This window comes from Mesorhizobium sp. M0152 (genome assembly GCF_040322415.1).
Lineage (GTDB): Bacteria > Pseudomonadota > Alphaproteobacteria > Rhizobiales > Rhizobiaceae > Mesorhizobium.
The window spans coordinates 1-26494 of record NZ_JAMYTH010000048.1; the positions used below are offsets into that span (position 1 = coordinate 1).

General features: G+C 62.1%; 26 protein-coding genes and 3 pseudogenes. 13 read left to right on the forward strand and 16 right to left on the reverse strand.

Annotated elements, in window-relative coordinates:
• Positions 1–343 precede the first annotated feature (343 nt).
• The 7 genes from NKJ26_RS29325 to NKJ26_RS29355 form a co-directional block, all read right to left on the reverse strand.
• Complete coding sequence (locus tag NKJ26_RS29325) at positions 344–1492, reverse strand: response regulator (RefSeq protein ID WP_352698957.1); 1149 nt, start codon at positions 1490–1492, stop codon at positions 344–346.
• A 14-nt stretch (positions 1493–1506) separates the two neighbouring features.
• Positions 1507–1872 carry a response regulator gene (locus NKJ26_RS29330; RefSeq protein WP_352698959.1) on the reverse strand — a complete coding sequence of 122 codons (366 nt, stop codon included), beginning with the start codon at positions 1870–1872 and terminating at the stop codon, positions 1507–1509.
• 49 nt (positions 1873–1921) lie between these two features.
• Positions 1922–4522: a GAF domain-containing protein gene (locus NKJ26_RS29335; RefSeq protein ID WP_352698961.1), complete on the reverse strand. Its 2601-nt coding sequence runs from the start codon at positions 4520–4522 to the stop codon at positions 1922–1924.
• Positions 4488–5093 (reverse strand): SCO family protein, encoded by a 606-nt coding sequence (locus NKJ26_RS29340; protein ID WP_352698963.1) that lies wholly within the window; start codon positions 5091–5093, stop codon positions 4488–4490. The genes NKJ26_RS29335 and NKJ26_RS29340 overlap by 35 nt, the downstream gene beginning before the upstream one ends.
• The gene (locus NKJ26_RS29345) at positions 5090–6097 is read right to left on the reverse strand and encodes an ABC transporter substrate-binding protein (RefSeq protein WP_352698965.1); all 1008 of its coding nucleotides are present in this window, start codon (positions 6095–6097) and stop codon (positions 5090–5092) included. Before NKJ26_RS29345 ends, NKJ26_RS29340 begins: the two co-directional genes overlap by 4 nt.
• Before the next feature lie 29 nt (positions 6098–6126).
• On the reverse strand, positions 6127–7140 hold the full coding sequence (locus tag NKJ26_RS29350; protein ID WP_352698967.1) for an ABC transporter substrate-binding protein: 1014 nt from the start codon (positions 7138–7140) through the stop codon (positions 6127–6129).
• A 487-nt stretch (positions 7141–7627) separates the two neighbouring features.
• Positions 7628–8428: an IclR family transcriptional regulator gene (locus NKJ26_RS29355; RefSeq protein ID WP_352698969.1), complete on the reverse strand. Its 801-nt coding sequence runs from the start codon at positions 8426–8428 to the stop codon at positions 7628–7630.
• 240 nt (positions 8429–8668) lie between these two features.
• On the opposite strand from NKJ26_RS29355, the gene NKJ26_RS29360 reads away from it, so the two are divergent.
• From NKJ26_RS29360 to NKJ26_RS29375, 4 genes are read left to right on the forward strand one after another with little or no spacing between them, the layout of a single operon-like run.
• Positions 8669–9721 carry a substrate-binding domain-containing protein gene (locus tag NKJ26_RS29360; protein WP_352698971.1) on the forward strand — a complete coding sequence of 351 codons (1053 nt, stop codon included), beginning with the start codon at positions 8669–8671 and terminating at the stop codon, positions 9719–9721.
• Positions 9722–9739: 18 nt separating this feature from the next.
• Entirely contained in the window at positions 9740–11248 is a 1509-nt protein-coding gene (locus NKJ26_RS29365) for a sugar ABC transporter ATP-binding protein (protein WP_352698973.1), read from the forward strand.
• Positions 11245–12210 (forward strand): ABC transporter permease, encoded by a 966-nt coding sequence (locus NKJ26_RS29370; protein WP_352698975.1) that lies wholly within the window; start codon positions 11245–11247, stop codon positions 12208–12210. Before NKJ26_RS29365 ends, NKJ26_RS29370 begins: the two co-directional genes overlap by 4 nt.
• The gene (locus NKJ26_RS29375; protein ID WP_352698977.1) at positions 12207–13178 is read left to right on the forward strand and encodes an ABC transporter permease; all 972 of its coding nucleotides are present in this window, start codon (positions 12207–12209) and stop codon (positions 13176–13178) included. The genes NKJ26_RS29370 and NKJ26_RS29375 overlap by 4 nt, the downstream gene beginning before the upstream one ends.
• Here the strand turns inward: NKJ26_RS29375 and NKJ26_RS29380 are convergent.
• Positions 13152–14090: an amidohydrolase family protein gene (locus tag NKJ26_RS29380; RefSeq protein ID WP_352698979.1), complete on the reverse strand. Its 939-nt coding sequence runs from the start codon at positions 14088–14090 to the stop codon at positions 13152–13154. The two genes, NKJ26_RS29375 and NKJ26_RS29380, sit on opposite strands and share 27 nt — an antisense overlap.
• 68 nt (positions 14091–14158) lie before the next feature.
• On the opposite strand from NKJ26_RS29380, the gene NKJ26_RS29385 reads away from it, so the two are divergent.
• Genes NKJ26_RS29385 through NKJ26_RS29400 form a run of 4 tightly spaced genes read left to right on the forward strand, consistent with a single transcriptional unit; the run spans position 14159 to position 18078 of the window.
• Entirely contained in the window at positions 14159–15484 is a 1326-nt protein-coding gene (locus NKJ26_RS29385; RefSeq protein ID WP_352698981.1) for an alanine racemase, read from the forward strand.
• Between the two features lie 38 nt (positions 15485–15522).
• Positions 15523–15867, forward strand: a complete 345-nt coding sequence (locus NKJ26_RS29390) for a RidA family protein (RefSeq protein WP_352698983.1) — start codon at positions 15523–15525, stop codon at positions 15865–15867.
• A gap of 2 nt (positions 15868–15869) precedes the next feature.
• Entirely contained in the window at positions 15870–16880 is a 1011-nt protein-coding gene (locus tag NKJ26_RS29395; RefSeq protein ID WP_352698985.1) for a succinylglutamate desuccinylase/aspartoacylase family protein, read from the forward strand.
• Positions 16881–16896: 16 nt separating this feature from the next.
• Positions 16897–18078, forward strand: a complete 1182-nt coding sequence (locus tag NKJ26_RS29400) for a hypothetical protein (protein ID WP_352698987.1) — start codon at positions 16897–16899, stop codon at positions 18076–18078.
• Positions 18079–18244: 166 nt separating this feature from the next.
• Here the strand turns inward: NKJ26_RS29400 and NKJ26_RS29405 are convergent.
• Positions 18245–18574 (reverse strand): annotated as a pseudogene (locus NKJ26_RS29405) (site-specific integrase); the annotation flags it as partial.
• Between NKJ26_RS29405 and NKJ26_RS29410 the strand changes: the two are divergent.
• Positions 18530–18916, forward strand: a complete 387-nt coding sequence (locus tag NKJ26_RS29410; protein ID WP_352699020.1) for a hypothetical protein — start codon at positions 18530–18532, stop codon at positions 18914–18916. The pseudogene NKJ26_RS29405 and the gene NKJ26_RS29410 sit on opposite strands and share 45 nt — an antisense overlap.
• Before the next feature lie 223 nt (positions 18917–19139).
• Here the strand turns inward: NKJ26_RS29410 and NKJ26_RS29415 are convergent, their stop codons facing one another.
• From NKJ26_RS29415 to NKJ26_RS29430, 4 genes are all read right to left on the reverse strand, one after another.
• On the reverse strand, positions 19140–19331 hold the full coding sequence (locus NKJ26_RS29415; protein WP_352698989.1) for an RNA-binding protein: 192 nt from the start codon (positions 19329–19331) through the stop codon (positions 19140–19142).
• 38 nt (positions 19332–19369) lie between these two features.
• The gene (locus NKJ26_RS29420) at positions 19370–19570 is read right to left on the reverse strand and encodes a hypothetical protein (protein WP_352698991.1); all 201 of its coding nucleotides are present in this window, start codon (positions 19568–19570) and stop codon (positions 19370–19372) included.
• 392 nt (positions 19571–19962) lie between these two features.
• A complete protein-coding gene (locus NKJ26_RS29425; protein WP_352698993.1) occupies positions 19963–20565 on the reverse strand; it encodes a DUF4142 domain-containing protein in 603 nt (200 codons plus the stop codon).
• A 58-nt stretch (positions 20566–20623) separates the two neighbouring features.
• Positions 20624–22021: a cytochrome B6 gene (locus NKJ26_RS29430; protein ID WP_352699017.1), complete on the reverse strand. Its 1398-nt coding sequence runs from the start codon at positions 22019–22021 to the stop codon at positions 20624–20626.
• A gap of 96 nt (positions 22022–22117) precedes the next feature.
• Between NKJ26_RS29430 and NKJ26_RS29435 the strand changes: the two genes are divergently transcribed.
• Positions 22118–22474, forward strand: coding sequence for a hypothetical protein (locus NKJ26_RS29435; RefSeq protein ID WP_352699022.1), 357 nt, complete (start codon positions 22118–22120; stop codon positions 22472–22474).
• 159 nt (positions 22475–22633) lie between these two features.
• Here the strand turns inward: NKJ26_RS29435 and NKJ26_RS29440 are convergent.
• Positions 22634–22894 (reverse strand): annotated as a pseudogene (locus NKJ26_RS29440) (helix-turn-helix domain-containing protein); the annotation flags it as partial.
• A gap of 351 nt (positions 22895–23245) precedes the next feature.
• Here NKJ26_RS29440 and NKJ26_RS29445 point away from each other — a divergent pair.
• Positions 23246–23500, forward strand: a complete 255-nt coding sequence (locus tag NKJ26_RS29445) for a RidA family protein (RefSeq protein WP_352698995.1) — start codon at positions 23246–23248, stop codon at positions 23498–23500.
• A 199-nt stretch (positions 23501–23699) separates the two neighbouring features.
• Here the strand turns inward: NKJ26_RS29445 and NKJ26_RS29450 are convergent.
• Positions 23700–24053, reverse strand: a pseudogene (locus NKJ26_RS29450) (DUF2493 domain-containing protein); the annotation flags it as partial.
• 72 nt (positions 24054–24125) lie between these two features.
• Positions 24126–24509, reverse strand: a complete 384-nt coding sequence (gene gloA2, locus NKJ26_RS29455) for an SMU1112c/YaeR family gloxylase I-like metalloprotein (RefSeq protein ID WP_352698997.1) — start codon at positions 24507–24509, stop codon at positions 24126–24128.
• A gap of 460 nt (positions 24510–24969) precedes the next feature.
• On the opposite strand from gloA2, the gene NKJ26_RS29460 reads away from it, so the two are divergent.
• Both NKJ26_RS29460 and NKJ26_RS29465 read left to right on the forward strand, forming a co-directional pair.
• Positions 24970–25719, forward strand: coding sequence for a DUF1236 domain-containing protein (locus NKJ26_RS29460; protein ID WP_352698999.1), 750 nt, complete (start codon positions 24970–24972; stop codon positions 25717–25719).
• 407 nt (positions 25720–26126) lie between these two features.
• Complete coding sequence (locus tag NKJ26_RS29465; RefSeq protein ID WP_352699001.1) at positions 26127–26372, forward strand: type IV toxin-antitoxin system AbiEi family antitoxin domain-containing protein; 246 nt, start codon at positions 26127–26129, stop codon at positions 26370–26372.
• The last annotated feature ends 122 nt before the right edge of the window (positions 26373–26494 follow it).

Below are 26494 nucleotides of genomic sequence, written 5' to 3' on the forward strand. Positions count from 1 at the left end.
GAGCTTCCCGACGGCGGTCGCGCCATCGCCGACATCAGCTGCAAATCGAAATCCCCATAGACATCGACTGTGGCCCGCGGGTTCCCGCATGAGAGGCTTTCGTACGCCCGACGGCACCCGAAACCCTTCCCAATGTCTGTCGTGGAGCACGCCATAGCCGCATCCTAAAAGCAGACGTCCGAGTGAACAGGCCTTATTTGCGTAGGCTGCCATTGGCTTGTTACTCGCGGAGTGACCGCTTTTCCCCGTTGCGGCGAACTGGAGATCGGTCGATGGCTGGGCTGCTTTGTGCCGACGGTTCGACGGCCCGTATCGTCTGAAAGAGACCGGAGTGCGCCCAATACTAGCTTGGCCGACCGATCCACCGCACGATTTCATAGGCAGGCATCGGGCGGCGAAAACCCTTCAGCGTCAGTTCGCCAACGGCGACGGACTCAACCAGTGACTCGACGGCACCAACGACCCGCTGGCTCACGAGAATCTGGCGCGGCCCGGCTTCCTCGCACAATCGGGCGGCATGGTTCGACACTGTGCCTATCACTGCATAATCGGCGCGCTGATCGAAACCGATCCGCCCGATGGTTGCATGGCCTCGGGCGATGCCGATTCCGAAGCCGAGCAAGTGGTCGCGCTTGCGCCATTGCTCCGAATGCTCGTCAATCGCATCACGCATGGCCGTAGCCATGCAGACAGCTCTCTCGGTATGGTCGGCGCAGGCCAGTGGATCGTTGAAAACCACGACGATGCCGTCGCCCACGAACCGCTCGAGAGTCCCCTCGTAGCGGATGATTTGCTCACCAAGACAGGAATGATACTCGGCAAGAACCGTCATCACCTCTTCGGGCTCGGCGGTCTCGGCGAAGGCTGTAAATCCTCGTAGATCGCAAAAGACAACGGTCACCTCGCGACGGTGACTTTGCAGAAGCGCGTCGCCGTTTCCCGCCGCAACGATGAGGTCGGCGACCTGCGCGGGCAGGAAACGTCGGAGCCGGCCCATTCGCTCGATCTCCGTCACCTGCGCAGCCACAGTCTGCTCGAGCGAGCGGTTCCATTCGGAAAGCTGCACGGCTTGATCCTGAAGGCGTTGGGCTTGGCTTGCGACAGTGTCGTGAAGCGCCTTTTGGCGCAGCATCGAGCGCACCCGCGCCAACAACGCCCTGTGCTCGAAGGGCTTTGTCAGGTAGTCGTCAGCCCCGGCGTCCAGCCCCTCGACAACATCACGCGTATCGGCCTTAGCGGTGACGACGATGACCGGAATCGCCTGCAGGGAGATTTCCTGCTTGAGGAGGCGAACCACGCTGATACCGTCCAGCTTCGGCATCATGATGTCGAGCAGGATCAGATCCGGCGTGAGTTCGCGAGCTTTTGCAAACCCCTCTTCACCATCGGCGGCGGTCGCCACTTCGTAGCCATTCGCCTCGAGCCGCATACGCAGAATCTCAAGGTTCTCCGGGGTATCGTCGACCGCGAGAATGCGAGGCGGATCGTGCAAGGCACTGTCTCCCCTCAGGAAAGGAACTGACGAATCTCGGCGAGCAGCTGGCGCGGACTGAATGGCTTGGCAATGTAGCCATCACACCCTGCAGCAAGGGCCTTCGCCTCGTCGCCTGACAATGCATAGGATGTGACGACGATGATCGGGATGTGCCGCAGCGCCGGATCGGCCTTTATACGGCGGGCCGCTTCATACCCGTCGATTACCGGCAGCTGAATGTCCATAAGGATCAGGTCTGGCTTCTCGGCCGCGGCAGCAGCGACGCCGGCGGCACCGTCCGCCGCCTCGATCAACTCGTATTCGGTGGTGGCGATGAGATCGCGGATGATCTGGCGGTTGTCCTCGGTGTCTTCCACCATCAGGATTCGTTTGCTCATGCCGCCCTCGCGTCCTCATTCACCCGGATTGGTATCTTCAGCCGGAATGTCATCCTGACCCGAGCACCGACTCGACGTCTATGGTCCCACCATGCATTTCGACGATGCGCTTTGTGATCGCCAGGCCGAGACCTGTGCCACCCTTCTGCCTGGTGCTGCTGTTGTCGACCTGCTGGAATTCTTCGAAGATGAGAGCCTGGTCCTTGGACGCGATGCCGGGACCTGTATCCCGGACGGTGATCTCGAAATGTCCGTCTACCGCGCCGGCAAGAATGTCGACCGCACCCGTTTCGGTGAACTTGACGGCATTGCCTGCAAGATTGAGCAGGACCTGCATCAAACGGCGTTCGTCCCCGCGGCCGATTGGAAGGTTCTCGGCAACAGTCGTTGAAAGCTCAAGACCCTTCGCTCGTGCCAGCGGCTCGACAGCCGTAACGGTCAATCGAACAATCTGCGCGACGGAGTAATCCTCGATCGCCAGCGTGAGCTGGCCCGCTTCGATCTTGGAAAGGTCGAGTACGTCGTTGATGAGCCCGAGGAGGTGACGGCCGTTTGCCTGCACGCGCGCGACGGTCGTCTTCGCCTTGTCCGGGAGTTCGCCGTAGATGCCGTCGACCAGCAGTTCTGTGAAGCCTAAGACTGAATTGAGCGGTGTCCTGAGCTCGTGGCTCATATTCGCGAGGAACTGTGACTTGTGGCGGCTGGCGGCCTCCAGCTCCCGGCCTTTCTCCTCGATCTCGCGGAACAGCTTGGCATTCTGGATTGCGAGCACCGATTGGGCTGCGAAGGTCTCCAGCAGGTGGACAACTTGCTCATGGAAGGCACCTGGCTCGTGGCGCCTGACGACCAGTGCACCTACTATCTTGTTGGGCCTCAGCAGCGGAACGATCAGGATACCGCGATATCCGGCTTCGACGACCGTCTTCCTTACAAGGAAAGCTGAGGTCTCCTGGGTGAGGTCGGGAAACTGCACCGGCATGCAGCGCCCGGGTGCGTCGCCGATCCCCATGTCGGCCAGCCCGATCGTCTGTTGTGAGACTGCGGCGATAAGCTCATCGCTCATACCAAAGTTTGCGCGCGGACGGAATTGCTGCCGCGTGCTGCTGAACACGTAGATTGTGCCAGCATCCGTCTCCGACAACTGGACCGCTTTGGCGACGATGGTTTTCAGCACCGTGTCGAGATCCAGCGTCGAATTGACCGCCTTGCTCACCTCACCAAGCGCCTCGAGCTCACCAACAGACGCCGCAAGCTCGCGCGTTCGTGACTGCACCGCCTCGAAGAGCCGCGCATTCTCGATGGCGATCACCGCCTGGTCGGCGAATGTCTCGACGAGCGCGATCTCCTTGGGATTGAAAGATCGCGGCTCAACCCTCGTCATGACGAATACGCCAACGAGATCACCTTCCCGCAACAGCGGGGCAGCGAGGATGGTGCGGAACCCGCCTGCCTCAGCGATCAGGGCCACGCGGTAGTCCGGATCGGCAGTCACGTCTTCGATTTGCACGATCCGCCGTTCTTCGATTACGCGCCCTACAGCCGAGCCCCGGCCTGCGGCAAGCGCTGGATGTGGATTGGCGGCGACATAAGCGCGGAAACTGGGCGGATAGCCATGCGTCGACACATAGCGGAATACGCCGTCCAACAACTGCACGATACCACCCTTGTCGGCACGGCAGAGCCTGACAGCCGATTCAACCAACGTATCGAGCACGACCTGCAGATCGAAGGTAGAGCGGCTGATGACCTTCAGAACATCTGCAGTGGCTGTCTGCTGCTGGAGGGCCTCGTCGAGCTGCTGGGTGCGCGCCTCAATCTCCTGATACAGGCGCCCCAGCTGGTCGGAGGTCTGGTTGACGTTAGCGGCGAGCACTCCAAGTTCGTCGCGATTGGCGACGGCAACGTGTTGGGCGAAGTCGCCGGCCGCTATCTGACTGAGACGCGTCTCGATCTTCTTGACCGGTTCGATCAACGACCAGGAGATGATGTAGCCAAGTGCAAGCGCGAGCAGGATGCTGCCCATAGCAAAAGCGACCACGACCAGTCGAGAGGTGCCGTACGCCCCCTCGCTCACTTCGATGGCCACGACCATGTCGGCTTCGGCCATGTTGACCAACTGGTTCGTCAGCCGCTCGAGGCGGTCGGCCGACGGCATGATCTCGTCTAGCTGAACCTTGCGCGCCTCCTCCGTGCGACCGGCGCGGAAGAGATCCGCGACATGCGTGACGCCGGCCGCAAGCCGTTCGTATTCGTGTCGGACCTGGCCCAGCACCTCCGCCTCAGTTTCAGCGACGAACTCCATGCGGTCGAGGTCGTAGCCAAACTGGTTGAGCTGGCGCAGCGCCCCATCCAGCATCCGGTCGTCCTGAAGCAACAGGGCGGTTGAGATGCCGTAGAGCTGGGTGGTCGTATCGTGCTGCACCTGGCGATAGGCCGCGATCCTGCGCTGCAGCTTGATCAGCTCGTTTGTTTGATCATTGACCCCACTCAGCACCTGCAACCCGACGGCCCCGAGCACGATCAACAGGCCGACGATCGACAGGAACGCGATCAAGAGCTTGGTCTGGACGCGCGCCGGCAGCCGGGCAACCCAGCCGACTAGCCGGTTCGTTATGTTACTTGGATTCGTCCAAGAGGCTGAGAAGGTCACCCCGGAACTCCTCTAGGTCGAACCGAACGCCGAGATACTGTACGCGCAAGATGCCGTCCGGGTCCACGAGCGACGTCAGCAATGTGTGGTCAACGTCACCATCCGCCGTCTTTCGAGCGAGGACTCCGTATTTCCGTCCGACCTCACGAACAATCGCCGGGTCACCGGTAAGGAACGACCAGCCTTTCAGATCGGCGCCAAAATTCTGCGCATATTCCTTCAACACGTCGGGCGTATCCCGCTCTGGGTCGACCGTGATCGAAACGAAGTCGATCTTCGACCCGAACGTAGACCCCAGTTGCTCCTGCACGCTGGCCATGTGGGCGGTCAGCATTGGGCAGACGTCGGTACAGTAGGTATAGATGAACGAGATGGCGACCACCTTGCCGCGAAAGTCGTGCAGTGACACAGGTCCGCCGTCTTGCGATATCAGCGTGAAATCCGGTGCAGTGCCCATGATCGGGAGGCGCTCGCTGTCCCCGGCGGGCACTGACGCTTCGTGCGCAGAGGTGTGCGCAGGCTCAGCGACGAGGGCGAGGAGCAGCAACGCACGCGTCGACCAGCGGCTCACGTCTTCATCTCGCGCTTGAGCTCCTTAAGGAAACGCCAGTCCGTACCTTCCGCGATAATCCTGTCGGGTGCGGAGCCGATCAAACCGATTTCCTTCAGCCGCAGCGCATAGAAGCGGACGGTGTCAGTTGAATCGTAGTCCCGCGATTTCCGGTAGGGCAACTCGCTGATTGCTGCGAACGCATCATCGTAGTGGCTGGCGAATCCGCCCGCGACCAGGCGCTCGGCAACCAGGACCGGCGCGGCGATGCATAGATCCGCGGCCTTGAGGATGGCGCGCAGCACCCGCTTGGTAGCAACCGGATGCGCGGCCACAAAATCGCTGTTGCCGGACAGCATGCAGCAAAAATATTGCGACCAAGGTCGGTCCACTGTGCTGTTGACGATCACGTGCCCGACCTTGCTGCGCCGCAATTCCTGCGGGTCCGGCGGAAAGCCCAGGAACGCATCGATGTCGCCGCGCGCGAACAGCTCCTTGGGCTTGACCGCCGGGTCCACCACCCAGTTGATGTCGCGCGTTGGATCGAGCCCGACATAGGCCGCGATGCTGGCGAGGAACAGATGCGGCCCCGAACCGAGCCCCTGGACGCCCACGTTCCGGCCTTTCAGATCGACGACGCTGTCGATCCCGCGCTTGGCAAACAGCTCGAAGCAACCGGGATGGACGCCGCCGAGCAGAGTGAGCCGCGCACCGGAGTCCAAGGCGACGATCGAATTTGTCACGAAGTTGAGGCTAAAGTCGATCTCGCCATTCGCCACCGCGGAGGCCGTGGCCGCACCGGGGCCAGTGGCGACATAGGCAACCTCGGTGAAGCCCTCAGCGCGCAGCAGGTCCTCTGCAACATACTGTGGCGCCACGCAGATGCTAGGGATCTTCGCCAAGCGAATGCGTGTGGTCTCCGGCCCTGGCTCGGCGAGAACTCGAGTTGGAGCGCCGACGAGGCTTGCGGTGCCGGCAGCCGTCAGGCCGGCCAGGAAGCGCCTGCGGCTCTGGATGATTTGCATGTCTAGGTCTCCCCTCGAGACAAATCGGATCAGATTTTCAGCTCGCGCTTCAGCTCCTCGAGGAAGCGCCAGTCCGCTCCCTCGGCGATGATACGTTGCGGGCTCGACTTGATCATGCCTAGTTCCTGCATGCGCAGGGCATAGAAACGCAGAGAGTCTTCAGGATCGAATTCCCGCCAACGGTCGTACCGGATATCCTTCAGCGTCTGAAGCGCGAAGTCGTACGACGGGACGAACGCGCGATCGACCATCTGCCGCGCCGCCATTCTCGGATCCGACACGCAGACGTCGGCGGCCTTGAGGATGGATCGCATGACCCGCTTGGTCGCCACCGGGTACTTGTTAACGTAGTCCGCCGTGGCGGAGATCATGCAGCAGAAATACTGTGACCACGGGCGGTCGATGGCATTGTTGAGGACCGTGTGGCCGATCTTTTTGGCGCGCAGCTCCTGCGGCTGGGGCGGCGTGCCGAGGAATGCGTCTATCTTCCCCTCGATAAAGAGTTCCGTCGGCTTGGTGCCTTCAGTCAAGACCCACTGGATATCGTTGGCGGGATCGAGTCCGACATAGGCGGACATCAGGGTCAGCCACACGTGCCTCGAGTTGTTGAAACCATCCACCCCCACCCTCTTGCCCCGCAGGTCCGTGACGCTGCGGATGCTCTCCTTAGCGATCAGTTCGAGGCATCCAGAGTGTAATCCGGTTAGCACCTTGATCGGCACGCCGGAGTCGATCGACGCGATCTGATTCGGCGAAAAGTTGACCGAGAAATCCGTCTCACCGCGTGCGATCCACTCCGATTGGTCGACGCTCCTATCGCCTTCTACGTAGCGAACGTCTGTGAAGCCATCTGCGCGCATCAGTTCTCCGGCGATGTACGCGCCTGCCCAGCAGTAGGAACCACCAACCCACCGCGGCAGACGAACCGTCGTCGTTTCCAGCGGCGGCTCCGCGTGGAGTGGCTTCGGAACACCGACAATGCCGGCAGCGCCTGCCATTGCAGCGCCGGCCAGGAATCGGCGGCGGGTTTGGATGATCTGCATCAGAACGCTCCTCTTCCGATTGGCAAAAGGCAATACTGGCCGGAACCGAGCAAAAGAGGTTCGGCAGAGGCGGATGGTCTGGTGAGCGCGACGAGTGGTTGTGGAACCTAGCGCGCCTAGTCCGATGCGGGAGTCTTGCGCTCTCAGTCGCCAGCCCATGTATTAGCAACCGGCGATATATCGACGATACGCCCAATTTGCGTAGGTTGCGAGCGCAAAACCTACTACGCAATTCGAAGGCCCGACTACGAGAGGGTGGATAGGTATTTGTAGGGGGCTGTTGTCCTTCGACGTGGCTGTTTCGCTAAACAAGAGAAGGGCGGTCGAGAGGCAGACTTGTGACCAGAAATGCTTGCCGAGAGCAGCGTGGGCGTTCTGAGCAAGATTCGCGCCACGAAATCGATTATCGGCTAGTTTCCCTCCGAGCCCACCAAATTTAGGTGAAAGTCGCGAGCGCATGAAAGACCATGGGCACGACGGCTGATCGTCAGCCTCCCGCCAGCGACAGTCCACGGGCGCGCTCGCGCAGCAGCGCAAGCAGTTCGTCGCGCCGTGGCTCCGGCGTGTCGACGGGCAACACCAAACACAGGGTCCTGTTGATGGCGCCGTGGCCGTCCTGGATGGGCGCGGCCATGCACCAAGTGAAGCGGTCGGCCAGGGCTGTGGTCTCGCTGAAACCCTGCCGGTGCGCCGCGGCGACGTCGGCAAAGAACTCGGCCGGTGCAATGATGCGGCCGTCGGGAAGCTTGTAGTCGGCAGGCGGAATGAAGTCCTTCAGCTCCTGCTCGCTCATATGGCCGAGCAGCAGTCGTCCCGACGCCGTCCACGGGATCGGCACCTCGACCCCGACATCGCTTGAAATCCGGAACGGGCCCGGCGAATCCCTGCAGTCCAGAACGACGTACTTGTTGCCACGCAGGCCGCATAGCTGGACGGTCTCGCCTGTCTCCGCGGCCAGCTTGTCCAAGGTCTCGATAATGCGACGGTAATGGGCGTTGTGATGCGAATAGGCCCACCCGAACAGATGCATGGCGCGCCCGAAATAGACGTAACCTTCACCGCCGACGTTTTCGAGCATTTCGGCTTCGAGCAGGCTGTTGACGATTTCGTAGGTAGTCGAACGCGGCGCGCCGATCATCTTGGCGATGTCGCCGACGCGCATCGGCGCGCGGTGCCGCAGCAAGGCTTCGAGCAACATGATGACACGGTCGATGCCGCGTCGCCGCTCGCCGTTGCGCGGCTCTGCGCCGGCTGCCTTTTCGATCAGATCCATAGCCCCGTCGTTCATGTCAGCCGCGTCCATCCAAAAATCATTTTGATCCTCGTCTCAAGGCGCTTGAAAGATGTCAAGGCTCGGTCTAGCATCCATTTTGTCCGGTATACAGACGTCGTGTCTGAAATACCAGACAAACAAACGAGCCTGACGCAGAGAGTACGACGAGAACAGACGGTTCCGAGCCTCGGCAACCGAGGGATGTCCTCGTCCCGCTTCCGCACGTCGAGGCCACAACCTCTGAAGGGAACAGTCATGATGAAATCATCGCTTTTCGCATCCGCCAGCGCCCTTTGTCTCGGTCTCGTCCTGAGCCTCGGCGTCGCCTCGCAGGCCAATGCCGCCGCCAACTGCATCAAGGGCGACCGCAAGGCGCCGTACACGATCGGCTGGGCCAACATCTATTCCGTGCCGACTTGGATGAAGCAGACGCAGGGCACGATCGAAGCCGAAGTCGAGACCCTGAAGAAGCAGGGACTGGTCGACAAGCTCGTCGTCACCGACGCCCAGGGCGACGCCAACGTCCAGATCCAGCAGATCCAGTCGATGATCGATTCCGATGTCGACGCCATCATCCTGATCGCCGGTTCGTCGACCGCGCCGGCGCGCGTGCTGGCCGATGCCTGCGCCAAGGGCATTGCCATCATCAACTTCGATAGCCTTGTCGACACCGACCAGGTGACCGCCAAGGTCAACACCGATTCCTCCCAATGGGGCGACCAGGCGGCCAACTTCCTGATCGACAGCATCGGCGGCAAGGGCAAGATCCTGATCCTCAATGGCCCCGCCGGCGTTTCGGTCAGCGATGACCGGCGCAAGGGCGCCGACGCTGCACTTAAGGCCCATCCCGAGGTTACGGTGCTTGCCGAGACCAACACGCCATACAATGTCGCGCCGGCCCAGGAAGCCGTCACCAGCCTGCTGTTTGCCAATCCCGACATCAACGGCATCCTGTCGCTCGGCGGCGCGCTGTCGGCCGGTGCCGTGCTCGCCCTCGACAAGCAGGGCCGCGAGCAGGTGCCGATCACCGGCGAGAACGCGCGTCAGTTCCTCGAACTGTGGAAGGAAAAGGGCTTGAAAAGCTGGGCGACCATGCAGCCGAACTGGCTCGGTGCCTTCGCCGCCTACGCCGCTGTCCAGGCGCTGCAAGGCAAGGATGTGCCGGCTTTCGTCAAGATCCCGCTGCCGGTGATCGACAATTCCAACATCGACGAATACCTCGCCCGGGCCAAGGATTTCCCGGCTGACGGCTATATCTTTTCGCCTTACGATGAAGAGCTGTTCAAGAAGCTGCTGGCTCAAAAGTAGCCGGAAAGGCCGCAGAACTTGTTGACCACGGCTCCGCTTCTTGCCGCGCGGGGGGTGTCGAAGTCTTTCTTCGGCAACCCCGTCCTGCGCGACGTTTCCATCGCTCTCCAACCGGGCCGCGTGCATGCGCTGCTCGGCGAGAACGGCGCGGGAAAGTCGACCTTGATCAACCTTTTGTCCGGCGCCTTGCGCCCGGATGGCGGGACGATCGAGGTCGATGGACGCGCGGTCTCACGCATGACCCCGGCTGTTGCGCGGCAGGCCGGGATCGCGGTCGTCCAGCAGGAACTCAGCCTGACGGCCAGTCTGTCCATCGCCGAAAACATTGGCCTCGGCGCCTATCCCAAACGGTTCGGCCTGATCGACTACCGCGAACTCGCTGCGCGGGCGAGGGCCGCATGCGAACTTGTCGGGCTGAACGAGCCGCTGTCGACGCCGGTCGGGCATCTGTCGCTCGGCCGTCGCCAGATGGTGGAGATCGCCAAGGCGCTCTACCGCCGGCCGCGCGTGCTCATTCTTGACGAACCCACCTCGTCGCTGTCGGCAACCGAAACCAAAATCCTCACCGATCTGCTGCAGCGTTTGCGTGGCGAAGGCATTGCCATTCTCTACATCTCGCACCGGCTGAACGAAGTCATGGCGCTGTGCCAGCACGTCACCGTTCTCAAGGACGGCACCTGCACGGCCGACCGCACCCTGCAAGGCACCGACGCCGCCGGCCTGGTGCGGCTGATGGTCGGCCGCGACCCCGGTGATCTGTTTCCGCAATGGCAGCCTTCGGCTTCACGTGCCGACGCCATCTCCGTCCGCAAATTTGTTGCCGGCCTGATGCATGACGTCGACCTCGACATCAAAACGGGCGAGGTGCTCGGCATTGGCGGCCTGGTCGGGCAAGGACAGGAAGATCTGCTGCTCGGCCTCTACGGCGCCATCCCGGCCCGGACGGCATCGGCGACCGTCAACGGCGCCTCCGGCCTGCCCGGCGGCGTGCCAAAGGCCAACGCACTGGGGCTTGCCTATGTGCCGGCCGACCGCAAGCGTGAAGGCCTGCATTTGATCCACCCCATCATCACCAACATGATGCTGCCCGCCTTCGCCAGGCTGCCGGCGCTGAAGCTGCGCAGCCGCCGCGACGAATGCGAGACCGCAACAGGCCTTGCCGCCCAGCTCGGTATCAAGGGCGACCTTGGCCGGGCGGCGCAGGCGCTGTCGGGCGGCAACCAGCAGAAGGTGGCGCTGGCGAAATGGATGCCGCACGACCCGCTGGTGCTTCTGCTCAACGATCCGACGCGCGGCGTCGATGTCGAAACGAAGCGCGAGATCTACATGATGCTTCGCAACCTCGCCGCCGCCGGCAAGGCGGTGGTTCTGCTCAGTTCCGACACGCCCGAACTGGTGCATCTTTGCGACCGGGTCGCCGTGGTCCGCGAGGGCCGCATCGTCGCCACGCTGGTGCGCGGGGGGCTCAGCGAGGAAGCCATCGTCTCCGCTGCCATGGGTGCGGAACAGCGGAAGGTCGCGGCATGAACACATCTTCCTCCGCACCACAGACGGGCGCGCTCTACTGGCCGGTTCAGGTCCGCCGCAATGTCGGCGTGCGCAGCCTGTTCGCTGTCGTCCTGGTGTTTCTCACCGCCTATGGCATTCTCTTTCCCGGTCTGTTTACGGCCTCCGGTTTCGCCAAATTCACCCAGAGCTGGTTCCCGCTGGCGCTGGTCGCCATGGCGCAGGTGATCCTGATGCTCACCGGCGGCATCAGCCTGGCGATCGGTGCCACGGTCAGCCTGGGCGCGGTCATCGCCGCGACGACGATGGCCGGGCCGCTGGGCGTCGCCGGCGGAACTGCCGCGGTAGGGGTGACCGGTCTCGGCATAGGGGCGGCGACCGGCTTCATCGTGGTGCGGCTTCGCCTGCCGGCGATCGTGGTGACGCTTGCCGGGTCCTTCATCATCGGCGGCGCGGCACTGCTCATCCTGCCGCGGCCCGGCGGTGCCATTCCGGAATGGCTGTCCGACCTGCTTGCCGGCAACACGCCCGCGGCATTCCTGCTTCTGGTGCTCATCGTTTTCTTGTGGAAGCTCTACCTCGCGACGCCGCTTGGCTTGAGCCTCTATGCCGCTGGCGAAAATCCGGTCGGCGCCTATCGCTCCGGCGTGCCGGTCGATGGCGCGCGGATTGCCGCCTATGCGATCAGCGGTCTGCTCTCCAGCGGCGCCGGCCTGTTCGTCGCCGCGCAGACCGGTTCGGGCGATCCGGTCATCGGCGCCGCCTTCACGCTGAATTCGATTGCCGCCGCAGTGCTCGGCGGCATCGGCTTCCTCGGCGGCCAGGGCACGATGCGCGGCGCGCTTGCCGGCAGCCTGCTGCTCAGCCTGATGATCAGCGTCATGTTCTTCCTCGGCTTCACGCCCGTCGCCCAGTATGTCGCCCAGGGCCTGATCATCATCGTTGCGGTCGCCATCCCGCAATTTCGCAAGGTGCAGCAATGACAACTTGGAAAGAAAGCGCGGGCGGCAAACGCGCCTTGACGGTCCTGCGCAGCCGGCCGTTCCTCACCGTCGCCATCGTTGCCGCGGTCTGGATCGTGGCGAGCTCCGTCTGGCGCGGTTTCGGCGCCTATGGCCATTTGCGCTATCTGGTCGAGCTCGGCGCTGTCATCGGCCTGGTTGCGGCAGGCCAGACTTTCGTGGTGATCGCCGGCGGCATCGACCTTTCCGTTGCGGCCATCGTCACGGTCAGTGCCGTCAGCTTGCCGCTGCTGTCGTGGCAGGCGGATCCGACCGGCATCACCGCCATCCTTGCCGTTCTGCTGCTGACCACGGCAATCGGCCTGGTCAACGGGCTCGGCGTCGCGTTGCTGCGCGTCCACCCGATGATCATGACACTGGCCATGGCGACATTCCTGCAGGGCCTGCTGATCATCATCGCCGGCGGCAGCGCCGTGACCGCCGAGAACCCGCTGGTCCACTGGCTCGGCAATGGCCGACCGGCCGGCATTCCGGCCGGCGTGCTTTTATGGGTGGTGGTCTCCGTGATTGTGCTGACGACGATGCATGCGACATCGCTCGGCGCAAGGATTTTTGCCATGGGCGCCAATCCACTCGCGGCGGCACTGTCCGGTGTTCCGGTCACCTCCACGACGCTCGCGGTCTATGGCATCAGCGGCTTTTGTTCGGGGCTTGCCGGCGTGCTGGTTCTCGGCATGAACGGTCAAGGCTATGTCGGCATCGGCGATCCCTACCTGCTCGCCTCGATTGCCGCCGTGGTGCTTGGCGGCACCTCGATCCTCGGCGGGCTCGGCACCTATGCCGGCACCATCCCTGGCGCCATCCTGCTGGTCACCATCACCGCGCTGATCACCGTCGTCAATGCATCGCCCGGCTGGCGCAGCATCCTGTTCGGCTCGCTGATCCTCGGCCTGCTGCTTCTCTCAGGCCGGGAGCAGGCCCGCCGATGACACATCGTCGAGCCGGTAGATGCGCTTTGCGTTGCCGTAAAACAGCGCCGTCTGTTCGTCGGCGGAAAAGTCCGCTGTGATGGTTTTGAAGCCGTCATATATGTCATCGAACGAGGAATGCAGGCCGGCGACCGGAAAGTCGCTGCCGAACATGGCGCGTCCGGTGCCGAAACAGTCGATGCAACGCAGGACCACCGGCCTCAAACTGTCGAGCGTCCAGTCATGATCGTAGGCAACCAGGTCCGAGATCTTGATGGCGACGTTGTCGTGCTCCGACAGCCGCAACCCGTCGCGCCACGTCTGCATGCCGTCGGCATCGCGGTCGATCGGACTGCCGCAATGATTGAGCACGAACTGCTGATCGGGGAAGGCAGCCGCAAGGCGAGCCGCGCCGGCGAGCTGGCGCGGAAACACCATCAGGTCGAAGGCCAGCCGATGCTGGCCGAGCAAGGCAAGCCCGGCACGCCAGGCAGGATCGTCCATGATGCCGTCACGGGCCGCAAAGCGACGGGCCGGGTCAGGATCCCAGCTCAGTATGTCGCGCACGCCGACGACACGCTCGAACGCGGCTTGCGCTTCGATCAGCGCCGGCGCCTGGCGGTCGGCGAGCGGCACGTGAACGACATAGCGGGCGGCGACGCCGCGCGCTTTGTCGAGCGTTTCCAGCCAGCGCGTTTCACCGACACAGTCGTCGCTTGCCCAGCCGGCTTCGACATGGACGGTGGCAACGACATTATGCCCTTTGGCGTCGCGCGCATAATCCTCGGGCAGATAGTTACGCCGCAAGGGACCAAGCTCGCCGAGGCCGCCGCGTTCGCCCGCCGTGGCGGCGAGCCAGGGATGCCGGTCGAGACCGAGATCCCAGAGATGATGGTGGGCGTCGATGATCGGTCCGGCGTAAGGTTCTGGCACGCATCTCTCTCATGCTGTGACCGGCATCGATCCCGGCTTGGTTCTGCGACGGTGAAGGTTAGCATCGTATGACTGAAAACTCATCGCCCCCACCGCTTTCGGTACGTGAAAATTATCGGCTCGACGACCGTATGCGCGGCGTGCCCCCCGGCACAACTGGGCTGGACAGCAGCCTTGTCGCAGCCGAGCACTGGCATCCAGCCGAGGGACGCATGTCGTTACCGGTGCTGACCCTCGACGAGGGAGCTTTTGCCGCCAACCGCGACCTGTTCCTGCGCTACGCGCGCGAGCATAATGTTGCGATTGCTCCGCATGCCAAGACACCGATGGCGCCCGACCTTGCCCGGTCGCTGGTCGAGGCCGGCGCGTGGGGCACCACTGTCGCCGATATCAGGCAGGCCACGGTGATGCTCCGGGCCGGCCTGACGCGGCTGATCATCGCCAATGAAGTTGGCGGGGCAGGTGGCGCCAACCGGTTGGCGGCTCTGGCCGGGGCCTGGCCGAATGCCGACCTTCATGTCTTCGCCGACTCGGTCGCCGCCGTCACCGCGCTTGCCGAGGCCTGGCGCGGCAATGCGGCGCTGCCGCCGCTGAGCGTGCTGGTCGAACTCGGCGCGGGCAGGGCGGGCGCGCGGACCACTGCCGAGGCCGAGGCGATCGCCGATGCGATCACGGCTGCCGATGGGCGACTGCTGATTGCTGGCGTCGCAACCTACGAAGGTGCGGCGGCACAACCCGAGCCCGGCCGCACCGACGAGGTGATATCAGCCCTGCTGGCAATGACCGCCGACATGTTCCTGCGGTTGCGCGCCCGCGTCGGCGGCGACGCGCCGCTGATCATCACCGCCGGCGGCTCGGTCTTCTTCGACAGGGTGGTCGCAACACTTTCGCCCGTGGCTTTCAGCGACGGCAATGCGACGCTGGTGCTGCGCAGCGGTGCCATCTTCTTCCACGACCATGGCACCTATGATCGCTCGCTCGGCGCCCTCGATGCCCGCAAGGGTTTTGCCATAGGCGGCATCAGCGCTTCGGCGCGGCATTCGTTTCGCCCTGCGCTACGCCTGTGGGCCGAAGTGCTGTCGCGGGCGGAGCCGGGCCTCGTCATCTGTGGCATGGGTATGCGCGACGTGTCGTTCGACCAGGGTTTTCCAACGCTGCTCACCGTCTCTCGTGCCGGCAAGCCGCTGCCGATGGCGGAGGTGCGCGCCAAGGTGGTCAAGCTCAACGACCAGCACGCCTTCCTGTCGATTGCACCGAGCAACGACATCGCCGTCGGCGACGTCGTCGAATTCGGCATCTCGCATCCCTGCACCTGCCTCGACCGCTATCGCGTGATCTTCGGCGTCGACGCGACCGGCCACGTCCGCCACGCTTTTCCCACCTGGTTCGGCTGACCAGATCCCCCAAAAAGAGAACCTCGAAAGGATCCGATATGATCAAGTATTTTCAGTCCGGCTCGCGCATGTCGCAGGCGGTCGTCTATGGCGGCCTCGTTCACATAGCCGGCCAGGTCGCCAACGATCGCAAGGCCGGCATCGAAAGCCAGACCAGCGACGTGCTGGCCAAGGTCGAGGCGCTGCTGGTCGAGGCCGGCAGCAGCAAGTCGAAGCTGGTGGCGGTCAACATCTTCCTGCCGCAGATCGTTGATTTCGAGGCCATGAACAGCATCTACGATGCCTGGGTCGATCCTGCCCGGCTGCCGGCGCGGGCCTGTGTCGAGGCGCGTCTTGCCGATCCCGACCTGCGCATCGAAATCACCGCGGTCGCGGCGGTCTGACCATGCACACCGGCCTCGCCCACACGCTTGATTTCGACCGCGACGGCAAGACGCTTAGCCATCTCAGCATCCCGCTCTCGATCGACCGCTCTCCCTACTTTCAGGTCAAGGTGCCGATCTGCCTCATCCGCAATGGCGACGGCCCGTCACTGCTTTTGGTGGCCGGCAATCACGGCGACGAATATGAAGGCGAGCTGTCGTTGGCAAGGCTGGTGCGCCGGCTCGATCCGAAGCGGATCAAGGGTCGCATCACCATCGTGCCGATGGCCAACGCGCCGGCAGTTATGGCCGCGAAGCGCTGCTCGCCGCTCGACGGCGGCAATCTCAACCGCGCCTTTCCCGGTGATCCCTCGGGCACGCCGACAAGCCGGCTCGCCAATTTCCTCGAGACGGAATTGTTTCCTCGCCACGACGTCGTCTTCGACATCCATTCAGGCGGCACGTCGATGGAGCATCTGCCGACCGCGCTGGTCGAGCGCAACGCCGATCCCGAGCGCCACCGGCGTGGCGTCGAGCTGATGCGCACGCTCGGGATGCCTTACGGCTTTATCGCTGACAACGGCCAGGCCTCGCCAACCTCGATGGGCGCAGCGCGCCGCGCCGGCGCCATCGGCGTCAGCGGCGAGTTCGGCGGCGGTGGCACCGCCACGGTCGATTCGATGGCGATGACCGCCTGCGCCCTCGACAGCCTGATGGTGGCACTGGGGGTGGTCGACGCGCCGGTTCTTGGCGCGGGCGAAAAGCCTTCGGCACCGACACGGCTGCTGTCCCTGTCCAGGCACAGCCAGGGCCTCTATGCCACCCGGCGTGGCTGGTTCGAACCGGCCGTCAGGCTCGGCGACAGTGTCATTTCAGGACAATTGGCCGGCTGGTACCACGATCTCGAACGGCTCGATATTGCCGAGGAGGCCCTGCATTTCGCCGAAAGCGGCTTCGTGCTGTCGCGCCGGCTGCACACGATGTGCGAGGCGGGCGACTGCCTCATGCAGGTCGCAGAGCCGGTCGACGGCTGAGCCAAGAGGATATCCCATGCAGCAACTGTCCATGTGGACCTATCCCTGGGACATCCAGGATCTCGGCCAGGAGACGGTCGAACGTGATCTTGTCGAGCGCGCCGGGCTCAACATGATCAGCCTGGCGACATCCTATCATGCCGGGCGCTTCCTGCAGCCGCGCAGCCCGCGCCGCAAGGCCTATTTCCCTGAGGACGGCACCATCTATTTCAAGCCGACCGCGGCGCGCTGGGGAAGTCTCGCCATCCAGCCCAAGGTGGCTGACGTGATCACCGAGGGCGGCGACGTGCTCGGTCAGCTTATCCGCCGGCGCGACGCGGGTGGGCTTGGCGTTTCGTGCTGGACGGTCTGCCTGCACAACACCCGCCTGGGCATGCTGCATCCGCAGGCCGTCACCCGCAACGCCTTCGGGGATGCCAATTACTACAATCTCTGCCCGTCGCATCCCGATGCGCGCGCCTATGTCCGCGCGCTGATCGCCGATATCTCGCACAGCTACCGGCCGGACCGGATAGAACTCGAAGGCCCGTCCTTCATGGGCTTTGCCCATGAATACCATCACGAGAAGGACGGTGTCGGCCTGACGCCGGAAGACGATTTTCTTTTGTCGCTGTGCTTCTGTACGTCCTGCGTCGCCCGTGCGGCAAAAGCCGGCATCGATGGCGAGGCGGCGCGCAAGCTCACCAGGCAATGGATCGTCGAGACCTGCGAGCGTGCGGTGCCTGAGCGGCGCTTTCCCGATTTTCCCGCCAGCGGCCTCGACGCCTTTGCGCCGTGGCCGGAGCTCCATACCTATCTGCTGTGGCGATTCGAGCCAGTGACCAGCCTGGTCGCCGAACTGCGCGAGGTAGCCGATCCCACGACGCGGGTCGTCATCATCGATCTGAAAGACGGCTGGCTTGGCGGTTGCGATCTGGCAGCGCTGGGCAAGGTCTGCGACGGGGCGATCCTGTGCGCCTACGACATGAAGGCCGGCGATGTCGCCAGCCTGATGGCGGCCGGCCGTGCGGCACTGGGCGCGGACAAATTCCTCGGCACCGGCTACCGGCTGTTCTATCCGGAAATGGCCAGCCCCGAAGTGCTCGCAGCCAAGGTCAAGCCGGCGCTGGCGCCCGGTGTCGACGGCATCAATTTCTATAATTACGGCCTCATTCCCGCCGCGCGGCTCGACTGGATCGGTGCTGTTCGGCAGTCTTGAGCCAGTGGGCCAATGCTCGTCGGCCACGAGGCATCTGAAATCCTCGTGGAAATAGGGCCGGGGTCAATTCGATGGAATGGCGCGCCCGAAGAGCTTCTAACTCCTGACCCTCAGATTCGTAGTCTGTCCCCAGGTGAAGCTCTACCCCGCCGGCGATCACAGCTGATCATGCAGCTTCCTTGAGTGCGGCTTTACGCTTCTTCTTCATCAGGATCTCGCGGACAAACTTGTCCCACTGCGCCATGGCAGCACGCTTTTCCGGCATATAATTCCAGCGATCGTAGCTTTTGGAACTAACGTCCTGCAGATGGTTCTGCAATCGGTCTCGGATCTCTTTCGAGAGCCCGGCCTTTCCGGCAAGCGTCTTCCAGGTTCGCCGGAAATCCGGATTTGTCGCTACGGGGATGACCTCGCGACCGCGTTGGCCCCACATGAACGAATAGAGCGTGCCATGGCTGACCGGCCTGGACGGGTCGGTTGCGGATGGAAAAAACCAGGCGGGAGCAAGCCATTTCGGCTGGTCCTACCGGACCTGGGCGGTCTTTACGAGCACATCGATGCCTATAGCGATCGCCATCGGCGAGTGCTGCTTGGAAGCGCGGAAGACCCCGGCACCTTCTTCATCAAAACGGTGAAGGCCACCAGCAAGGAGGCTCATACGTCCCGTCGTTGCCGTTTGCGTATGTTGCCGTTGTCCTTGGATGCCTGTCGCGGCGGGTGTCGGATACGCCATCAGCCGCTCGATTACGCACGGCTGATGCTGATGGCTTGGCCGCCGCAGTCGAAGGACGCAAACCGCCACCCCGCTGCGCACATTCTGATCTCGGTCACAATATAATGCGACAGCCGGTAGTGTCTCAGTTTGAAATTTAACAATTGCGATTTTCACCGCATTGACGGACGATCCCCTTGGGCGACTAGGGGGTGGAGATGGATCAGACAAACTGGCTTGAGATAGCATACTGGATATCTCAGATCATTCTCACCGTAATAGCTTTTGTCGCGGCCATAGCAGCATGGAACCAGCTCTTAGAAGAAGAGAAAGGCAGCTCTCATTAAGCCTACTTTTTCCAGCGGCTTTCAGCCGCCTTCTTAGCGATCTCGGCGCGCCGCTCTGGCGTCATGTTTTCCGCCCGCTTCTTCCCGCCCTTCGCGCCAAGCGCCTTGGCTGCCGGGTCTTTGCCGTCGTCAATCACGTCGTCGGCTTCCTCGCCTGTCGCAATGCGCATGACGCGGACGGCGTTGCCGATCACGTCGGCGGGGCGCTTTTGGCCTTTAGGTCCGGTGGGCATTAGGGCTTCTTCCGCTTCTTTAAGAGAGTTACCAGCACGGTCCGCATTGATGAATGCTCTGCGCTATCAAGATCCACTTCCCAATGCTCGTTGAGCTGATGCTGCCAGGGGAACTGCGCGTTTTGCAATGCCTGTCGGAACGCTTTCGGGTCAACGCCGACCGACCGGGCCATATCGGCGGCATTTGTCGGCTTGGTCATCGTGACGCCTCCTATGCTTTGCGCTAAGCATATAGGGCGCTTTCGCTCATGCGGCAAACTCGGATAGGCGCTTTCGCATATTTCAAAATTTCAAACTGAGACACTACCCGACAGCCTATCGCGATCATCTTGCCGCCCAGGGTATGGCGACGGTTCACTCAGCACTCGGCTATCTCAGTCCAATTAGCAAATTCGAAGATCAACACACCCGGCAAACGGTCAAATCAGCGGCCTGACTTGTGTCCGGCCTGAGGGGCCTACTCCACTCCAGGGTCACTTTTGAAGGCCGTTTGACAGCCGGAGCTCTCCGAACGGCGACAACAGCAAGATTGACGCGTTTTGGCGGCTCGCGTGCAATGGTAAGCCCTGTTCACGTTGGAGAGGCCGGCAGTTTATTTGCTCTTTGGCGCGTCCGCTGCGAGCGAGGCTTGTCCCGCCAGTTCCGCGTGCAGCGTGCGCGCCATATCGAGGTGCTCGAGCACCTTTGGTAGGTTGTCTGAGGCGAAGTGCTGGAGTTCTGGATCTTCGCCGGAGCCAATCTCCCACGCCAGAAGCTGCGCTGTTTTCTGATGGTCGAGGACCTGCGCAGCCAGATAAGCAAGATCGAACGCGGCGCCGTCCTGTTTTTCGAGATCAGCGCGGATTTTCTGGTGATCGGGGTCGAGCTCGTCGGGAAGCGGAATCTTGCTCTTGTCGGCCATGGACCTTAGCTGCTCGTTCGCCTTGCCGTGATCGTCTACCATACGCTTTGCGAATTGCCTGACGCCATCATGGTTCGTCCTCCCGGCAGCGAGCCGACCGAGCTCCACCTCGGCCATGCCGCCGGCCGTAACCAGCCGGGCGAAGAGCCGATCTTGATAATTCGTCTGGTTTGGCGCGGGAACTCCCGGCTTTTTCATCCGCGTGTCCGGAGCAAGGCCGGCCGGATTGCCAAGCTGGGCCAGCGCGCAACAGGGCGAGAGAGCCAGAGTGAACGCGACTGCGACAGCACGCATGATGTCCTCCATCCCGAGCCGAAAGTGAGCCCTCCGGCGGCGGGTCTTTTCGGCCCATTCAGAGGGTGAGCAGGTAAGCCACCAGTGAATCCTTTTCCTGCTGGTCGAGCTTGGTCCCTAGCACCAGGTTGAAGAACTCGACCGCGTCGGCAAGTGTCATCAGGCGGCCATCATGCAAATAGGGCGGAGAATCCTTGATCCCGCGCAGCGTGAAGGTCTTAATCGGGCCGTCCGGTATGGCGATCTGGTCATTGAAGGTCTGACCGATCTTGTAGAAGCGTTCGAGCTTCAGATCATGCATGTTGTTGTCCATGAACGATAACCCCGGGACATGACACTCGGCGCAACGGCCCTTGCCCATGAAGACCTGCTCTCCCTTGAGCTCCTGTTCACTAGCGACGGCCGGATCAAGCCGACCGAACGGGTCCAGCTTGGGCGCAGGCGGAAAGTCGATGATGTTCTGCATCTGCGCCATCATCGCTACCTGGTTCGTGCGATCCGGCAGGTTTGCCCCCTTGCGGGTGGCGCTCACGTGATCGCCGTTGAAGTAGGCGGTGCGCTGCTCGAATTCCGTGAAATCCTCGACCGAGCGCAGCGAGCGTTTGGAGCCGTGGATCTGCTGGTTGAACAGGCCACGCAGGCTGGTCGTGTCGAGCCGGAACCGCTCGGCTTGTGGCCGGACGTCAGGCGTCAGGTGAAAGGCCGCGTTGGTATGGAAATTCGAATGGCAGTCGAGGCACGCCACGCCCGTGCTTTGCATCGCCACCTTCCGGTCCTCGGTCTGATTGAATTCCTCTTGCGGGAAGGGCGTCAACAACAGCCGTAGCCCTTCCATTTGCACGGGTGTGATGATGCCGTTCATGTATTCGTAGAAGTTCCGGATCGTCAGCAGATCACCGCGCGAGACGTCCCCCAGTTCGGGATGAGTGGTAAGGAAAATCGGAGGCGGAAACTCCGATGTAAGATGATTGGGCAGGTCGAAATCGACATCGAAGCGCCGAAGGTCGCGTCCTTCATCGGCGCTGATTTCCCTGATCTGGTTATCCGGGAAAACCTGGCCTCCCGTCGCTTGCTTGACGTGGGGCAGCGGCAGGAAACCTTTCGGCAGCAGATTGCTGTTGCGGATTTCCTGGGGAGTCATCGCAGCCAGGCTGTCCCAGGTCTCGCCTGGCGGCAGTTTGACCCTGACCCCCTCCTGCACCGCTTTTCGACCGCCCGACATCATGACCCCCGATATCGGCCGATCCGCAAGGTCGTAACGATCCTCGAGCAGGTTGCGCTGCCGCTCCATCACGGCGGGCTTTTGCGCTTCGTCATTCTCCTTCACCGCCGAAAAGGGCAGGCTCGGCAATGGACGATAGGTCAGATCTGGCGGTAGCGGATCGGAAGCAGCGGTAAGGGTGACCGCCGCGGCGCCAAGCAGCGTCGGCAAGCCAAGGTTGAAGGAACGCGACATATCCCCTCCCAAGATTATGAAGGTCTCAATCCGAACAGACCGCCCCAACTCCCACGTGCGATGTTTGTTCCCGTGACTCGAACGAAACCGGACCGCGTGGTTGACGAGCTCGGGCGACCTGCCGTGATGGCAATACGACTGGAATTGCAGAGGGCAACCCTCCTTGGCCAAGGGCAACGCGACGACTGGTTCGCGTCGAGCTTCATCACGACGTTTGCAGTCCTTTCCGGCATCGCGTTCCTGCTGCTCGCATTCTGGGAAATTGGCCGTGGCGATCCGACCGTCGACATACGCCTGCTGTTCACTCGCGAATCTGGTTCATGCTTTCTGGTTATGATGGCAGTCGGCTCCGTCCTGTTCAGCACAAAGCAGTCATGCCACAGCTGCAACAAACGAGACGCTGTCGGGCCTCTCAATAATGCCGGTCGGCAGCGCCATGCTGCTGCTATGTGAACGGTCGCCCTATGGCATATGACGTCGCTCACCCGACGCCAGCTACTATTTTTTGCCTTTTGCGCGCGTCTTCCTGATGATCGGACTGCGGTCCTGATCATCCCTATTTTGACCGCGGTTTACGTCGGTCTCCGGCGCAAAAGAGAAGCAAAGAAGCGTGCCGCTCAGCTTGCGCTCGCCTCCTGGTCTCGGCTCCTCGTTCAGTGCTCGCTCAAGATTGCCATCCACAATGCGTCGCTTGGCTCGATAGACGGTCGAGCCGCCCACCGCTACGACAGGCAATCTCCTCGTCGCCGGCGCCCCGTCGGCGGCCAGCAGGATCTGGGCTCGTTTGAGGGCGGCATGCTTGCCCCCGTTCAGTAGCGTGTTCAATTCATCGCGCTCGGCTTGCCTCAGCTCGACCGGGCAACGTGTGTTCATCGCACGTCCTTGTCGGAGGCTCGGAACGAATCGACAGATGAGCCAGAACCAGGCGCCGCGCAGCGGCCCGTCAACCACGGCTTTACCGAGAAGCAAGGCCAGTATCTGGCCTTGCTCTACGCCTATTCGCACGTGTTTCGACGCCCGCCGGCCGGGGCCGACATACGGCGCCATTTCCGGGTCAGTCCGCCGTCGGTCCATCCGATGATCGTCACACCCGAACGGAAATGGCCTCACCAATGCCGCTGACCGCCACGCGCGCCAGCGCCGACGCTTTGCCATCGTCCTGTGTGCCAGCGACGCGGTGATCAACAATGTCGATTTCAGTCGAACGAAGTAGGAGATTATTTAATGTCGCTCGGACTCATCAACCCAGATGATCTGCCAATTCCGGAGATGTACACACAGGTTGTTGTCGCGACAGGATCCAAGCTGGTATTCGTCTCAGGTCAGCAGCGCGAAGACATATACGGCAAGCTCGTTGGGCATTGTGATTTTGCGGCGCAAGCGCGCCTGGCATTCGGCAATCTCGGTCGAGCGCTCAGTGCGGCAGGGGTACAGCCTGAGCAAGTTTGCAAAGATCACAATCTACATTGTCGATTATAGGCGCGATGAACACGTTCCGATCATCGAAGAAGCGCAGATTTCGCTGTTTGGAGAATCACAAACCAGCGAATGTGGTGGTCGGGGTAGCGATAATGTCCCCAGGCTACCTCATAGAGGTCGATGCGATAGCCATCATTGATGAGGCCATCAGAAGCTAGCGTCGCCACAACGCGCCCCCGCGTTTTCAGAAACGAGCCGTTCACATGGCCTGGTCGAATCGGCGCGATGGCGCATCGGCCAGGTCAACGGCGCCGAACTCCCAAACCGGCATGCCAAGCTTCTTTGCTTTGTCGGCGAAGTGGTCCTGAATCCCGGTACCCGGGAAATCAGCACGTCGATCGGCAGTATTGCGAGCATCGCGTCCTTGCGCCTGAATGGCGCGGCCTTGGCATGCTTCGTCCAGCCGGGCTTAAAGGCTATCTGCGGCACCTTGCGATTGTCGGCCCATTTGGAGGCGATCAGCTCGGCGCCTTTGGGCGAACCACCGTGCAGCAACACCATGCCGTCTTGGCTGGACCCGATCGAGCTTGGCCCAGATTGGCCGATGATCATTGAGGAGCCAAGTGTCGTTCCTGAAAACTGCCGTTCTCAAAAGGCGGTAGTCGTGAAAGGGGCCAACGCTTCCTTATTGGGCCTCGTAGAGTTCCAGCGGCAATCCGTCTGGGTCGCTGAAAAAGGTGAATCGCTGATCCGTATATTGGTCTGTCCGGATTGGCTCAACGGCAACGCCGGCGGCTTCCAGGCGCGCAATTACGGGTTCGAGATCCACTACGGTGAATGCCAGATGTCGCAGGCCTGTCGCCTCCGGATAGGACGGCCGCATCACCGGGGCGGGGAAGGAGAACAATTCCAACTGGGCGGACCCGATCCGCAGGTCGGCCTTCCACGACTGCCGCTCCGCCCGATAAACCTCCCGGATCAGATCGAGGCCGAGGAGTTCGACATAGAACCGTCGCGATCGGTCGTAGTCGCTGCAGATGAGCGCGACGTGGTGAATGGCGTTCAGCATGCCACCAACTCTAGCCAAGCTGGGATTCGAGGCCAAGGTCACCACCGGGTACGAGGCGCACTTTGTTTATACCCGCGAGGGTCGCCTCGTCGTTGTGGACTTCATCTCCACCCAACGTCACCGCCAGAGAGCAATCAATCCGTCATGACGTGGCCTCGCGACAGGCGATTATCAAGCCGATCTGCCAAAAACGAAAGTCCCCATGTGGCCTGAGCGCATCTGCCTGATAGCTTCCGAAGCGCCCGCCTGCATAGCGAACGATCTGTACGAAGCTTGCCTCTCGCCCCGTCGGCTTTGTTGGCCGGGCGAGGGGGGTTATAGAGCACGGACGGGCCTTGTTCCCTACAAAATTGCCGTCTGCGTTTTCACAACACATCACCGGGTTTTACCGGCAAATTCGGAACCATGCCTTTCGCCTGCAGTTTATGGAATGAAGGGACCGATTCCGAGGAGAAATCAGATGAAACATCTTCTGATCACGAGCATGGTCGCGCTCGGCGTCGGTTGCGGCGCCGCGATGGCGCAGACCGAATCCGCGCAGCCGAGCGGAGGCGACAATTGCGCCGCCGGCCAGGCCGACTGCCAGAAGGGCGGCAAGGCGGGCGAGCAGGCCCAAGGCAAGATGAAGTCGCAGACCCAGCAGAATGCCCAGGGCAAGGCTGGCGCCAACACCGAGGAGCAGGCTCAGGGTAAGGCCAAGGTGAAGACCGATGAGCAGGCCCAGGGTCAGGCTGGCACCAAAACCGAGGAGCAGGCTCAGGGTACGGCCAAGTGCCAGACCGGCATGGCCAACTGCCCGAAGGGTTCGAAGACGAATGAGCAGGCCCAAGGCAAGACCAAGATGAAGACCACCGAGCAGAACGCCCAGGGCAAGACCGGCACCACCACTGAGCAGAACGCCCAGGGCAACGCCAACGTCCAGACCGACCAGAACAAGACGGCCTCGATCAACAACGTGACGGTCGAGCAGAAGACGCAGATCACGCAGATTATCCACGAGACCCACGTCCAGCCGGTTCGCGATGTCGGCTTCGACATCTCGGTCGGCGTCGAGGTGCCCCGGCATAAGATCCGCCTGCATCGGCTGCCACCCCGTATCGTCAAGATCGTCCCGGCTTATGAACGTTACGAGTATTTCGTGCTGGCCGACGGACGCATCGTCATCGTCGATCCGGATACCTACGAGATCGTGGCTATCCTGGAAGCCTGATGGGACAACATCGCGCAAAAGAGGCTGCCGTGCCGCAAGGCTCGGCGGCATCTTTGTGCCCTGGCCTCGAAATGCGCGGGATGCCGGATGAACCAAGTGGCTAAGGACGAGCGCCGATCGTTTCGGTCGCCACCTACATTTTTGATAGGTATTACAACGTTTTGAGAGGGGCAACGCGTAACTTGGATTCGACCCCCCTCTGTGCCGTTTGATTTCAAGCGTCGCGGATGATTCTTGCCTACCAATCCTTCTGTGAAAAATGTTGTATAGTGTAATTAAAACCGAGGGTTTATAACGTGCATTATGATTGCCCAGACCCACCGAGATCGCGCCCTGGAGGGGTCATTGGCCGGCTGTCGGCGCTGCAATTCCACAACCTCATGACCCAGACGCCGCAGGCTGCGTGGATGCAGCTCGGGTCAAAGGACTGGGCGCCGACCAATCCGTCGGTCTCGCTGAAGATCGTCCGCGCCAGCGGCGAGGCGCTGATGGCCGGCATAGAGACTCATCACATCGACGGCGTGCCTGTTCCGATCACCTCGCCAGCGAAGACCGTCGCCGACTGCTTCAAGCACCGAAACAAAATCGGCCTCGATGTTGCGATCGAGGCACTGCGGGACCTCATCAGATCGCGAAAGGGGCGGCTTGGCTGAACGAGCTTTGTCGCTACGCTGAGATCGATCCCGTCCGGACCGTGACGCGTCCCTACATCGAGGCCATGGTTTCATGAAGGCGCCGAAGAATATCGGCATTTTCTGTACGCGACCGGCTGACC

Excerpts from the sequence above, each read along its gene's own strand:
- NKJ26_RS29330 (WP_352698959.1), bottom strand. The coding sequence starts at position 1,872 with ATGAGCAAACGAATCCTGATGGTGGAAGACACCGAGGACAACCGCCAG.
- NKJ26_RS29345 (WP_352698965.1), bottom strand. The coding sequence starts at position 6,097 with ATGCAAATCATCCAGAGCCGCAGGCGCTTCCTGGCCGGCCTGACGGCT.
- NKJ26_RS29350 (WP_352698967.1), bottom strand. The coding sequence starts at position 7,140 with ATGCAGATCATCCAAACCCGCCGCCGATTCCTGGCCGGCGCTGCAATG.
- NKJ26_RS29355 (WP_352698969.1), bottom strand. The coding sequence starts at position 8,428 with ATGAACGACGGGGCTATGGATCTGATCGAAAAGGCAGCCGGCGCAGAG.
- NKJ26_RS29360 (WP_352698971.1), top strand. The coding sequence starts at position 8,669 with ATGATGAAATCATCGCTTTTCGCATCCGCCAGCGCCCTTTGTCTCGGT.
- NKJ26_RS29370 (WP_352698975.1), top strand. The coding sequence starts at position 11,245 with ATGAACACATCTTCCTCCGCACCACAGACGGGCGCGCTCTACTGGCCG.
- NKJ26_RS29375 (WP_352698977.1), top strand. The coding sequence starts at position 12,207 with ATGACAACTTGGAAAGAAAGCGCGGGCGGCAAACGCGCCTTGACGGTC.
- NKJ26_RS29385 (WP_352698981.1), top strand. The coding sequence starts at position 14,159 with ATGACTGAAAACTCATCGCCCCCACCGCTTTCGGTACGTGAAAATTAT.
- NKJ26_RS29390 (WP_352698983.1), top strand. The coding sequence starts at position 15,523 with ATGATCAAGTATTTTCAGTCCGGCTCGCGCATGTCGCAGGCGGTCGTC.
- NKJ26_RS29395 (WP_352698985.1), top strand. The coding sequence starts at position 15,870 with ATGCACACCGGCCTCGCCCACACGCTTGATTTCGACCGCGACGGCAAG.
- NKJ26_RS29400 (WP_352698987.1), top strand. The coding sequence starts at position 16,897 with ATGCAGCAACTGTCCATGTGGACCTATCCCTGGGACATCCAGGATCTC.
- NKJ26_RS29410 (WP_352699020.1), top strand. The coding sequence starts at position 18,530 with ATGGCTGACCGGCCTGGACGGGTCGGTTGCGGATGGAAAAAACCAGGC.
- NKJ26_RS29420 (WP_352698991.1), bottom strand. The coding sequence starts at position 19,570 with ATGACCAAGCCGACAAATGCCGCCGATATGGCCCGGTCGGTCGGCGTT.
- NKJ26_RS29425 (WP_352698993.1), bottom strand. The coding sequence starts at position 20,565 with ATGCGTGCTGTCGCAGTCGCGTTCACTCTGGCTCTCTCGCCCTGTTGC.
- NKJ26_RS29430 (WP_352699017.1), bottom strand. The coding sequence starts at position 22,021 with ATGTCGCGTTCCTTCAACCTTGGCTTGCCGACGCTGCTTGGCGCCGCG.
- NKJ26_RS29445 (WP_352698995.1), top strand. The coding sequence starts at position 23,246 with ATGTCGCTCGGACTCATCAACCCAGATGATCTGCCAATTCCGGAGATG.
- gloA2 (WP_352698997.1), bottom strand. The coding sequence starts at position 24,509 with ATGCTGAACGCCATTCACCACGTCGCGCTCATCTGCAGCGACTACGAC.
- NKJ26_RS29460 (WP_352698999.1), top strand. The coding sequence starts at position 24,970 with ATGAAACATCTTCTGATCACGAGCATGGTCGCGCTCGGCGTCGGTTGC.
- NKJ26_RS29465 (WP_352699001.1), top strand. The coding sequence starts at position 26,127 with ATGCAGCTCGGGTCAAAGGACTGGGCGCCGACCAATCCGTCGGTCTCG.